This is a genomic window from Sphaerisporangium sp. NPDC049003, assembly GCF_043197795.1.
In the GTDB taxonomy this organism is placed as follows: domain Bacteria; phylum Actinomycetota; class Actinomycetes; order Streptosporangiales; family Streptosporangiaceae; genus Sphaerisporangium.
The window spans coordinates 249,318-260,415 of sequence record NZ_JBICTU010000004.1; the positions used below are offsets into that span (position 1 = coordinate 249,318).

10 protein-coding genes are annotated in these 11,098 nt (G+C 73.0%); all 10 read left to right on the top strand.

The genetic code is table 11. The annotated features are described in order from the left end of the window. Positions 1 to 63: 63 nt before the first annotated feature. Positions 64 to 1,269 (top strand): LLM class flavin-dependent oxidoreductase, encoded by a 1,206-nt coding sequence (locus ACGFIV_RS06170; protein WP_392832477.1) that lies wholly within the window; start codon positions 64 to 66, stop codon positions 1,267 to 1,269. A gap of 47 nt (positions 1,270 to 1,316) precedes the next feature. Beyond that, positions 1,317 to 1,895: a GNAT family N-acetyltransferase gene (locus ACGFIV_RS06175; RefSeq protein WP_392832480.1), complete on the top strand. Its 579-nt coding sequence runs from the start codon at positions 1,317 to 1,319 to the stop codon at positions 1,893 to 1,895. A 61-nt stretch (positions 1,896 to 1,956) separates the two neighbouring features. Next, the gene (locus tag ACGFIV_RS06180) at positions 1,957 to 3,012 is read left to right on the top strand and encodes an LLM class flavin-dependent oxidoreductase (RefSeq protein WP_392832483.1); all 1,056 of its coding nucleotides are present in this window, start codon (positions 1,957 to 1,959) and stop codon (positions 3,010 to 3,012) included. Between the two features lie 63 nt (positions 3,013 to 3,075). Further along, a complete protein-coding gene (locus ACGFIV_RS06185; RefSeq protein ID WP_392832485.1) occupies positions 3,076 to 4,254 on the top strand; it encodes an MsnO8 family LLM class oxidoreductase in 1,179 nt (392 codons plus the stop codon). Positions 4,255 to 4,347: 93 nt separating this feature from the next. Beyond that, on the top strand, positions 4,348 to 4,881 hold the full coding sequence (locus ACGFIV_RS06190) for an HAD domain-containing protein (RefSeq protein WP_392832488.1): 534 nt from the start codon (positions 4,348 to 4,350) through the stop codon (positions 4,879 to 4,881). Between the two features lie 144 nt (positions 4,882 to 5,025). Continuing rightward, complete coding sequence (locus ACGFIV_RS06195; RefSeq protein WP_392832491.1) at positions 5,026 to 6,135, top strand: glycerophosphodiester phosphodiesterase; 1,110 nt, start codon at positions 5,026 to 5,028, stop codon at positions 6,133 to 6,135. Between the two features lie 514 nt (positions 6,136 to 6,649). Beyond that, positions 6,650 to 7,885, top strand: a complete 1,236-nt coding sequence (egtA, locus tag ACGFIV_RS06200) for an ergothioneine biosynthesis glutamate--cysteine ligase EgtA (RefSeq protein ID WP_392832494.1) — start codon at positions 6,650 to 6,652, stop codon at positions 7,883 to 7,885. Then, the gene (gene egtB, locus ACGFIV_RS06205; RefSeq protein WP_392832497.1) at positions 7,882 to 9,180 is read left to right on the top strand and encodes an ergothioneine biosynthesis protein EgtB; all 1,299 of its coding nucleotides are present in this window, start codon (positions 7,882 to 7,884) and stop codon (positions 9,178 to 9,180) included. The genes egtA and egtB overlap by 4 nt, the downstream gene beginning before the upstream one ends. Position 9,181: 1 nt before the next feature. Further along, positions 9,182 to 9,904, top strand: a complete 723-nt coding sequence (egtC, locus tag ACGFIV_RS06210; RefSeq protein WP_358559145.1) for an ergothioneine biosynthesis protein EgtC — start codon at positions 9,182 to 9,184, stop codon at positions 9,902 to 9,904. 69 nt (positions 9,905 to 9,973) lie between these two features. Further along, a complete protein-coding gene (egtD, locus tag ACGFIV_RS06215) occupies positions 9,974 to 11,038 on the top strand; it encodes an L-histidine N(alpha)-methyltransferase (RefSeq protein ID WP_392832500.1) in 1,065 nt (354 codons plus the stop codon). Positions 11,039 to 11,098: the final 60 nt, after the last annotated feature.

Sequence of the window (11,098 nt, forward strand, 5' to 3'; positions counted from 1 at the left end):
TGCGAGCGGTGGCATCGCGGTTCGCCGAAGCCCCGCCGTCACAGCAAGAGGAAGAGGCCCCGAATGCCGCCCACTCCCCTCCACATCAGCGCGGCCCTCGACGGTGCCGGCTGGCACCCCGCGGCGTGGCGCGACCCGTCCGCCCGCCCGCGAGAGCTCTTCTCCGCCCGCTACTGGACCGATCTCGCCACCGAGGCCGAGAGCGGCCTGCTCGACTTCGTGACGATCGAGGACTCCCTCGGCCCGCAGTCGTCCTCGTACGAGGGCCCCGACGACCGTACCGACCAGGTGCGCGGACGGCTCGACGCCGTGCTCCTCGCGGCCAGGATCGCGCCGGTGACCGGCCGCGTCGGGCTGGTGCCCACGGCCACGACCACCCACACCGAGCCCTTCCACGTCGCGACCGGCATCGCCACCCTGGACCACGTCAGCGGCGGGCGCGCCGGGTGGCGCGCGCAGGTCTCCGGCCGTCACACCGAGGCCGGGCACTTCGGCCGCCGGGAGTTCCCGGTGCTGCGGCCGGCCGACCACGAGGCCCCCGAGCCGGCCGGGCACGTGAGCGACCTGCTGGAGGAGGCCGCGGACGCGGTCGAGGTCGTGCGCCGCCTGTGGGACAGCTGGGAGGACGACGCCGTGATCCGCGACGTCGCCACCGGCCGCTTCGTCGACCGCGACAAGCTGCACTACGTCGACTTCCAGGGCCGGTGGTTCGGCGTCAAGGGCCCGGCGATCACCCCTCGGCCGCCGCAGGGCCAGCCGCTCGTCACCGCCCTCGCGCACGCGAGCCCGGCGTACCGCTTGGCCGCGCGCGGCGCCGACGTCGTCTACGTCACCCCCCACGACAAGGAGCAGGCGCGCGCGATCGTCGCGGAGGTCCGCGAGGCGGAGGCGGCCGTGGGCCGGCCGGGCGAGCCGTTGCTCGTCTTCGCCGACCTGCTGGTCCACCTCGACGCCGACGCACGGACGGCGGCGGACCGCAGGTCCCGGCTCGACGAGCTCGACGGGGCCGAGCACGTCTCGGACGCGGCGGTGTTCACCGGCACCCCCGAGCGCCTCGCGGACCTGCTCCTCGACTGGCGGGAGGCGGGCATCCAGGGCTACCGGCTGCGTCCCGGCGTTCTGCCCTCCGACCTGAGGGCGATCACCCGGGGCCTGGTGCCCGTGCTCCAGGGCCGGGACGTCTTCCGCCGCGCGTACGAGGCGCCGACGCTGCGCGGCCTGCTCGGGCTGCCCCTTCCGGCCAACCGCTACGCCACAACCGCCGTCTGAGCCCGCCGAACCCCCGCCGAGCCCCGCGAACCGACCTGGAGGCGACGATGACGTCCGCGCGCCCGCTGCCGAGCACCGCCCATCCGCAGACCGGCGCCGGGGACACCGCCGCGCGGGTGAAGATCACGACCGCCGCGCTCACCACCGCCGCCCCGACGACCACGGTCAGGGGCGTCGCCTACGACGACCCGGCGGCGGTGGCGCTGCGCGAGGCGATGGGCCAGGAGTTGCGGGCGCGCTACGCCGACCGCCTCGCCGACCCCGGCCATCTGCCGCGCGGCATGGACGTGGACTCCGCGACCGTCGCCTACACCGGCGTCGCCTACAGCGCGGAAGGCGTGCCCGTGGGTCACCTGCTGCTGCGCCGGGCCGGGGCCGACCTGGAGCTCAAGCGGATGTACGTCGCGCCCGGCCATCGCGGCACAGGGGTCTCGACGGCTCTGCTGTCGGCGGCCGAGGCCGCGGCGCGCGGGCTCGGCGCGGCCCGGGTCATCCTGCAGACCGGCGACCGCCAGCCCGACGCCGTACGGCTGTACGAGCGTGAGGGCTACACCCCGATCCCCATCTTCCCGCCCTACGAGCCGCTGCCCTACTCGCACTGCTTCGAGAAGGTCATCGGCTCCTGAAGCCCTCCAACGAGGACACGATCCCGCGGCCGGCCGAGCCGGCCGCCGAAACGGAACCCGCATGAAGTTCCTCGCCATCACACTGATCGTCCACGGGCCCAACCCCATCACCGGTGAGCTGAAGCCGACCACGGCACGGCTGCGCGAGGTGGTCGACAACGCCGTCCTGGCCGAGGAGCTGGGCTTCGACGGCTACGGGGTCGGAGAGCGCCACGAGCGTCCCTTCATCTCCTCCTCTCCGCCGGTCGTGCTCAGCCACATCGCCGCCAGAACCTCCGAGGTCCGGCTGTTCACCGCCGTCACCACTCTGAGCCTGCTCGACCCCGTGCGGGCCTTCGAGGACTACTCCACCCTCGACCACCTGTCGGGGGGCCGGCTGGAGCTCATCATCGGCAAGGGAAACGGCGCCGCGCAGGCACAGCTGTTCCACGTGACCAGTGAGGACCAGTGGGACCGCAACCGCGAGTCCTACGAGCTGTTCCGCCGCCTCTGGCGCGAGGACAAGGTCACCTGGTCCGGCCGCTTCCGCCCCGAGCTGCGCGAGGCCGAGACCTGGCCGCGCCCGCTCCAGCGGCCGGTCCGCGTGTGGCACGGCAGCGCCACCAGCAGGGAGTCGGTGGACCTCGCGGCCCAGTACGGCGACCCGCTGTTCTCCGCCAACGTCACCAACCCGATCGAGCCCTACGCCGAGCTGATCCGCTACTACCGGGAGCGCTGGGAGTTCTACGGGCACGATCCGGCCGAAGCGCTGGTCGGCGCGGGCACCGCGGGCTACTACGGCGCCAGGACCTCCCAGGAGGCGGTCGAGACCTATCGGCCGATCTTCGACGCGCGGCTGGCCATGTTCCGCAGGCTAGGCCTGGAGCCGGTGTTCCCCACGCTGGAGGACGCCATCGAGCGCAGCTCCATCCTGGTGGGCAGCCCGCAGCAGATCATCGAGAAGGTCCACCGCTACCACGAGAGCTTCGGCCACGAGGTCATGCACCTGAGCGCCGACGCCGACGGCCTGACCGACAAGCAGCACCGGGCCACGCTGGAGCTCTTCCAGAGCGAGATCGCGCCCGTGCTGCGCAGGGACATCCCGAGCAGGCCCTTCCCCCTGCCGGTCACCGCCTGAGCCCCCTCACCCCACCGCCGCCTCCAGGCCCCCCAACATCCGGTCCAGCACCGAAAGGCAGACATGTCATCCCATCGGACCCCGCTGTCCATCCTCGACCTCGCCCCCATCGTCTCCGGCGGCACCGCCCGGGACGCCCTGCGGAACACGATCGACCTCGCCCGGCGCGCCGAGGAGTTCGGCTACCACCGGTACTGGCTGGCCGAGCACCACTTCACCCCCGGGGTCGCCAGCTCGGCCCCGGCCGTGCTGATCGCGCTGGTGGCGGCGGCGACGAGCCGGATCCGGGTCGGCTCGGGAGCCGTGCAGCTGGGCCACCAGACCGCCGCGGCCGTGGTCGAGCAGTTCGGCACGATCGACGCCCTGTACCCGGGCCGCATCGACCTCGGCCTCGGCCGGTCGGGGCAGCGGCGGGCCGAGGCCCTCAAGGAGCTGAAGGACGGCGCCGGAGCCGAGCCCCGCCACGAGGAGCCACGGCCCGCCCGCGACACGCACGGCCTGCTCATCCCGCCGCCGTTCTCCTTCGCGCACCTGCTCACCTCGCCGCGTTTCGCGCTGTGGGCGTCGCTGCTGCAGCAGCCGGGGGCACAGTCCCCCGATTTCGCCGACCAGGTGGACGACATCCTGGCCCTGCTGTCCGGCACGTACCTGTCCTCCGAGGGACTCGACGCGCACGCCGTGCCAGGGGAGGGCGCGGACGTCGAGGTCTGGATCCTTGGCAGCAGCGGCGGCCAGAGCGCCCAGGTGGCGGCCGAGCGCGGCCTGCCCTTCGCCGCGAACTACCACGTCAGCCCGTCGAGCGTGCTGGAGGCGGTGGACGCCTACCGCGCCGCGTTCAAGCCGTCGGCGAGCCTGGCAGCGCCGTACGTCGTCGTCTCGGCGGACGCGGTCGTCGCCGCCGACGACGCCACCGCGCGCGAGCTGGCCTCGCCGTACGGGCTGTGGGTGCGCAGCATCCGCGCCGGTGAGGGGGCCATCGCCTTCCCCTCGCCGCGCGAGGCCGCCGCCCACTCATGGAGTGAGGAGGACCGGCTGCTGGTGGCCGATCGGGTGGACACGCAGTTCGTCGGCGCGCCTGCGACCGTGGTGGAGAAGCTGCGCGTGCTGAGGGACGCGACCGGGGCCGACGAGCTGCTGGTCACCACGATCGCCCACGACCACGCCGACCGCGTGCGCTCCTACGAGCTGCTCGCCGAGGCCTGGGACCGGGCGGAAACGGAGCGTGCGGCCCCGCCCGCGTGACCGGGGGGCGCGGGCGCTCCCGTCGCGGAGTTGGAAGACTGGGCCATGGTGGCGGCATCATGGCATCCAGCACCGACGACCGAGGAGAGGCACGTGACCAAGCGTCCCCTTGTACTGCTGGACGTGGACGGGGTCCTCAACCCGGCCCGGAGGCACTCGCCGTGGCTGAGGCGTCATGAGTGCGTCCTCGACGGCCAGACGTACAGGATCCTGCTGAACCGCCGGCACGGACGCCTGCTCACCGCGCTCGCCCGCGACGCCGGGGCCGAGCTGGCGTGGGCCACCACCTGGGAACAGCACGCCAACGACGTGATCGCGCCGCGCCTCGGCCTGCCGCGCCTTCCGGTCATCACGGTCAACAGCGACCCCGGCAGCCGCGCGGGCGAGCACTTCAAGACCCGGCACGTCGCGGAGTACGTCGCCCGCCGCCCGTTCGTCTGGTTCGACGACAGCCTCGGCACCCCCGACTGGCAGTACCTCAAGGACCATCCGGGCGTCGACGAGTTCCTGCTGGTCGAGGTGGACCCCATGACCGGCCTGACGGACCGCCACCTCGCCCAGGCGCGCGAGTGGCTGGCCGGCAGGGCCGCGCCCGACCTCGACGGCGCCGGCGCCTCCTCCCCGTGACGCGCCGGCGGCCGGAGATGCCGGTGGCCGGAGGTGCCGGAGATGTGCCATACGCGCACCTTTGATCGTTAACTGCGCCGCCACTCCGGGTACAGCTCGTGAGACTAGCGTGCCCCGCGAGACCTGAGAGTGGGGTGTGTTTTGATGTGGAACAAGACGCTGGCCGGTACGCTGGCGGTCCTCGTGGGAGGGGTGATGCTCGCCGCCCTCCAGCCCGCGAGCGCGACGACCAGGGGCGGTCACGACGACCGGGGGCCGGTCATCATCGGGCACCGCGGCGCCAGTGCCATCCGTCCCGAGCACACGCTCCTGTCCTACGAGGCGGCGGCCCAGCTCGGAGCCAACTACATCGAGCCTGACCTGGTGTCGACCAAGGACCACGTCCTCGTCGCCCGGCACGAGAACGAGATCTCGGGGACGACCGACGTCGCGAACCACCCCGAGTTCGCCGACCGCAGGACGACCAAGACCATCGACGGCGTCGCGATCACCGGATGGTTCACCGAGGACTTCACGCTGGCGGAGCTGCGCACGCTGCGGGCCAAGGAGCGCGTCCCCGACCTGCGGCCCGACAACACCGCGTTCGACGGGCTGGCCCAGATCCCGACCTTCGACGAGGTCATCGACCTCGCGCAGAAGTACGGCGTGGGCGTCTACCCCGAGACCAAGCATCCGACCTACTTCGACTCGATCGGGCTGTCGCTGGAGGAGCCGCTCCTCGCGGCCCTCAAGCGCCACGGCTGGGACAGCGTGCGTTCCCCCGTCTTCATCCAGTCCTTCGAGACCAAGAACCTCAAGGAGCTGCGCTCGGCCACCCGCCTGCGGATCATCCAGCTCATCAACGCGAGCGGCGCGCCCTACGACCTGGTGGCGGCCGGCGACCCGCGCACCTACACCGACCTCGTCACCCCGCAGGGCCTGCGGGAGATCGCCCGGTACGCCGACGGCGTCGGCGTGGCGACCACGCGCATCCTGCCCACCGGCCCCGACGGCCGCACGCAGGCGCCCACGCCCCTGGTACGGGACGCGCACCGGGCGGGCCTTCTGGTCCACACCTGGACGGTCCGGCCGGAGAACTCCCAGCTTCCGGTGGACTACCGGCTCGGCAACCCGGACAGCCCGGTCTACCCGCGTGCCACCGGAGACGTGATGCGCTACCTGGAGCGGCTGTACACCCTCAAGGTGGACGGCGTGTTCTCCGACAACCCGGGAATCGCCCGCGCCACGCGCGACCGCCTGCTCTCCGAGGACTGACCCGCCCGGCCCGCTCCGCCGGGAACCTTCACGGTTCCCGGCGGAGCTTTCGCGTTCCGCCCCCGGGTGGCGCCGGTCCCGGGCACCTCATCGGGCGGGCGCCCCGCCACACCGGCCCTGCGCATCCTGTTATGTGGGTAGATCGTATTGTTTGAGGCGAACGTCCCCTTTGGGCTTCATGTGGCGTAACGACGGGTACGAGATGCTTAGTCAAACGCCGCAGTGATCGGAACTCGGAGGTCCGCAGGGGGCTCAGCCCATCCCACTGGCCGTTCGATCTCGCCCACGCCGCATCTCCGGCCGGCGATCACGCACCCGCGAGGCGGCCCCTCGCCGGGTGGAATCCTTTCCCGCCACGCCCGCCGCCGGGGCGTCCACCGCACCCCACCTCATGCCCGGCTCTCCATGCCCTTCGCGGCCCTCACGGCCCTCTGCCGCCCTTGCGACCCGATCCCCGCGAACGGGAGGTCCCCAGAGCTCTGCCGACCGTACACACCTCAGCGTAGGAGCGTCCATGATCGGTACGGAGTACAGCGACGCGCGAGTCCGCGACCTGGCGGACGTGGAAGGGTTCGCGCAACGGTGCTTTCAGGGCACACCTGGCGACGATATCGGCATCGAGCTGGAGTTCCTCGTCTTCGACCGCTCCGATCCCTCGCGGCAGGTCGCGGTCGAGCGGATCGCCGGGGTCCTTCCCCTGCTGCCCGGCGGCAGCGCCGTCACGTTCGAACCCGGAGGCCAGCTTGAGCTGTCCGGCCCGCCGGGAGGCCTGCCGGGAGCCGTCGCCGGCGCCGCCGCCGACGTGCAGGCCGTGCGCGCTGCCCTGCATGAGGAGGGCCTGGTGCTCGCCGGGATGGGCCTGGACCCGGTACGGCCGCCCCTGCGCCAGCTCCGGGAGCCGCGCTACGACGCGATGGCCGAGCTGCTCGGCGTGCCGTACGGGCCGATGATGATGTGCCTGACCGCGTCCATCCAGGTCAACGTGGATCTCGGTGCTAGCCCGGCGACCCGGTGGGAGCGCGCCAACCGCCTCGGCCCCGTCCTCAACGCCGCGTTCGCCAACTCCCCGATGGTCGCCTCCCGGCCGTGCGGGTGGATGTCGGGACGTCAGGCCGTATGGCTGCACCTCGACCCCACACGCACCCGCCCGCTCGTGTGGGACGGCGACCCTGCCGCGGCGTGGGCGAGGTACCTGATGGACGCCCGCCTCATGCTGGTCGGCGAGAGGTACACGCGCCACCACACCCCGCCGAGCCGGGCCACCTTCGGCGACTGGATGAGCTCCCCCGGCCTGGTCGGCCGCAAGCCCACCGCGCGCGACCTGGCCTACCACGCGACCACCGTGTTCCCGCCGGTACGGCCGAGGGGCTGGCTGGAGATCCGCTACCTCGACGCGCTGCACCCGGGCTCGTGGCCCGCCTGCGTGGCCGTGACCTCCGCGCTCCTGCTGGACGACCGCGCCGCCGACACCGCGCTCGCCTCGGCCGAGGCCTTCGCCGACCGCTGGTGGCAGGCGGCCCAGGTGGGTCTCGGCGACGCGCGGCTGCGCCGGGCGGCCGAGGACTGCTTCCGCGCCGCCATCGAGGCGCTGCCTCGCCTCGGCGCGGGCCCCGCCCTGGTCGCGGACGTGGACGCCTTCGCCGACCGCCACGTGACCACCGGCCGCTCCCCCGCCCTCGACCTGCTGACGCGCGTGCGCGAGCCCGGCCCGCACGGCATCGCCTGGCTCGGTGAGGAGGTCCCGGCATGACCGGCCTCAAGGAGCGGATCGCCGCCGAGCTGGAGCGGGGGCGCACCCGGTCGCTCGCCTACACCGACGCCGACGACGAGGTGCTGGTCCGCCAGCACTCCACGCTGATGTCACCGCTGGTGTGGGATCTCGCCCACGTCGGCAACTACGAGGAGCTGTGGGTGCTGCGCGAGGTCGGCGGCGCCGCCCCGCTGCGGCCGGAGATCGACACGATCTACGACGCCTTCGCGCACCCGCGCGCGCACCGCCCAGACCTGCCGCTGCTCGCCCCCGCCGAGGCTCGCGCGTACATCGCGGGCGTGCGCGGACGCGTGCTCGACGTACTCGACGCCGTCGACCTGCGCGATCCCGAGCCGCTCCGGTCGGACGGCTTCGTGTTCGGCCTCGTCCTGCAGCACGAGCACCAGCACGACGAGACGATGCTCGCGACCCTTCAGCTGTCGGGAGAGCCGGGCCTGGTGCGGGACGGTGAGCTGCCCCCGGGACGGACCGGGGGCGGCGAGGTGCTCGTACCGGCCGGCCCGTTCACCGCGGGGACCGGCACGCGGCCCTGGGCCTACGACAACGAGCGACCGGCGCACCGGGTCGACCTGCCCGCCTACTGGATCGACCGCTTCCCGGTGACCAACGGCGCGTACGCCGCGTTCGTCGAGGACGGCGGGTACGAGGACCCGCGCTGGTGGAGCCCGGCGGGCCGGCGCTGGCGCGCGGGCAAGGCCGTGTCCGCCCCGCTGTTCTGGGCCCGCGACGGCGGCGCGTGGTGGCGTACGCGCTTCGGGCGGACCGAGCCGGTGCCCCCGGAGGAGCCCGTGCAGCACGTCAGCTGGTACGAGGCGGACGCCTACGCCCGCTGGGCGGGCAGGAGGCTGCCCAGCGAGGCCGAATGGGAGAAGGCCTGCGGATGGGACCCGGCGACCGGCCGGGCGCGCGGCTACCCGTGGGGAGACGCGGACCCGGTGCCCGAGCACGCCAACCTCGGGCACCGGGCTTCCCGGCCCGCCCCGGTGGGAGCCTTCCCGGCCGGGGCGAGCGCGTACGGAGCCGAGCAGATGATCGGCGACGTGTGGGAGTGGACCGGCTCGTGGTTCCTGCCCTACCCGGGCTTCCGCAGCTTCCCCTACCGCGAGTACAGCGAGGTGTTCTTCGGCGAGACCTACCGGGTGCTGCGCGGCGGATCATGGGCCACGCACCCGACGGCCGTCCGCACCACGTTCCGCAACTGGGACCATCCGGCCCGGCGGCAGATCTTCGCCGGGTTCCGCTGCGCCCGTACGGCGTCCGCGGAGGAGTCCTAAGGTGTGCCGCCACGCGGCATGGCTGGGCGCGCCCCACCCGATCGCGTCGCTGATCCAGGAACCCGGGCACGGCCTGCTCAGGCAGTCCTACGCGCCCCGCCTGCAGCGGTGCGGCGCCGTCAACGCCGACGGCTTCGGCATGGGCTGGTACGACGCTCGGCGCCGGGAACCGGTGCGCTACCGCCGCAGCGTCCCGATCTGGACGGACGCGAACCTGCCCGGTCTCGCGGCCTCGGCCCGCTCGGGGTGCCTGCTGGCGGCCGTGCGCTCCGCGAGCCCGGGGATGCCGATAGAGGAGTCCGCCACCGCGCCCTTCGCCGAGGGCAGGTGGCTGCTCAGCCACAACGGGAGGGTGGCGCGCAAGGCGGTCAGGCCGCTCGCCGACGGCCGCGAACCCGAGAGCACCTGCGACTCGGCCTGGCTGGCGGCGGCGGTGTTCACCCGGCTCGGCACGGGGATCCCGCTGGGCGACGCGGTCGCCGACGTGGTGACCCGCGCCGGCGCGGACGACCCCGGCGCCCGGCTCAACCTGATCGTCACGGGCGGCGACGCCGTGGCCGCCACCGCCTGGAACGAGACCCTGTTCCTGCACCGCGAGGTCCCGCGCGGCGAGGGCGTGCTGCTCGCGAGCGAGCCGCTGGACGGCCGGCCGGGCTGGGAGGCCGTACCGGACCGCCATCTCGTCCTCGCCACCTCGGGCGGCGTGCGGATCCTCCCCCTGTGACCCCCCTCGGACGACCGACCTTCCGACCCTGTAGGAGCCACCGATCCACCGTCACACCAGGAGGCCCGCGTGTCCGTCACACAGATTCCGCTGCCGTTCCTGTACACGGTCAACCACCTCGGCCCCGACCACCTGCGCAGGGCCCTGGCCGAGGACGTCCGTACCGGGCTGACCTCGGCGCCCAAATGGCTGCCGCCCAAGTGGTTCTACGACGCCACGGGAAGCGAGCTGTTCTCGCAGATCACCAGGCTGCCCGAGTACTACCCCACGCGGCGCGAGCTCGCCATCCTGCGGGAGAACGCCGCCGAGATCGCCCGGCTCGCGGGCGCGGAGACGCTGGTCGAGCTCGGCTCGGGCACCAGCGAGAAGACCGTCATCCTCCTTTCGGCGCTCAGCGCGGCAGGGACGCTCAAGACGTACTCGCCGGTCGACGTGGACGCGATCACGCTGGACGCGGCGGCCCACCGGGTCGCCGACGCCTACCCCGGCCTGGCCATCTGGGCGGTCTGCGCCGACTTCGAGCGGCACCTCGCGCGGCTGCCCCGCGTCGGAAGGCGGCTGGTCGCGTTCCTCGGCGGGACCGTCGGCAACCTCGACCACGAGGCGAGGGAGTCCTTCCTCGCCGAACTGCGGGCCACCCTGTCCCCGGGCGACAGCCTCCTGCTCGGGGTCGACCTGGTGAAGGACACCGGACGGCTGGTGGCGGCGTACGACGACGCCGCCGGGGTGACGGCCGCGTTCAACCGCAACGTCCTGACCGTCATGAACCGCGAACTGGGCGCGGACTTCATGCCCCAGGCCTTCGACCACGTCGCCCTCTACGACGGGAAGCTGCACCGGGTCGAGATGCGGCTGCGCGCCAGCCGCCCGATGCGCGTGCGCTTCCGCGAGCTGGACCTGACCGTGTCCTTCAAGGCCGGCGAGGAGATGCGCACCGAGATCAGCGCCAAGTTCTACCGGTACCGCCTGGAGGGCGAGCTGATGCGCAGCGGGTTCACGCTGGGCCGCTGGTACACCGATCCCGCGCGGGACTTCGCCCTGGTCCTGGCGTACATTCCCGAGATCGGGCGGCGCGACGAGGAGCGGCCCCGCCGCACGCGACCGACGCGCGAATCCGTAAATAAACGGCATTAGTGATAAAATACTCTAAAGCCGAAATATTGGTACTTGGCGGGCCGGATCGACCCGCCTGTA

What these genes read in the sequence shown, in the direction of transcription:
- ACGFIV_RS06170 (WP_392832477.1), top strand. Translation starts at nt 64, where the DNA reads ATGCCGCCCACTCCCCTCCACATCAGCGCGGCCCTCGACGGTGCCGGC.
- ACGFIV_RS06175 (WP_392832480.1), top strand. Translation starts at nt 1,317, where the DNA reads ATGACGTCCGCGCGCCCGCTGCCGAGCACCGCCCATCCGCAGACCGGC.
- ACGFIV_RS06180 (WP_392832483.1), top strand. Translation starts at nt 1,957, where the DNA reads ATGAAGTTCCTCGCCATCACACTGATCGTCCACGGGCCCAACCCCATC.
- ACGFIV_RS06185 (WP_392832485.1), top strand. Translation starts at nt 3,076, where the DNA reads ATGTCATCCCATCGGACCCCGCTGTCCATCCTCGACCTCGCCCCCATC.
- ACGFIV_RS06195 (WP_392832491.1), top strand. Translation starts at nt 5,026, where the DNA reads ATGTGGAACAAGACGCTGGCCGGTACGCTGGCGGTCCTCGTGGGAGGG.
- egtA (WP_392832494.1), top strand. Translation starts at nt 6,650, where the DNA reads ATGATCGGTACGGAGTACAGCGACGCGCGAGTCCGCGACCTGGCGGAC.
- egtB (WP_392832497.1), top strand. Translation starts at nt 7,882, where the DNA reads ATGACCGGCCTCAAGGAGCGGATCGCCGCCGAGCTGGAGCGGGGGCGC.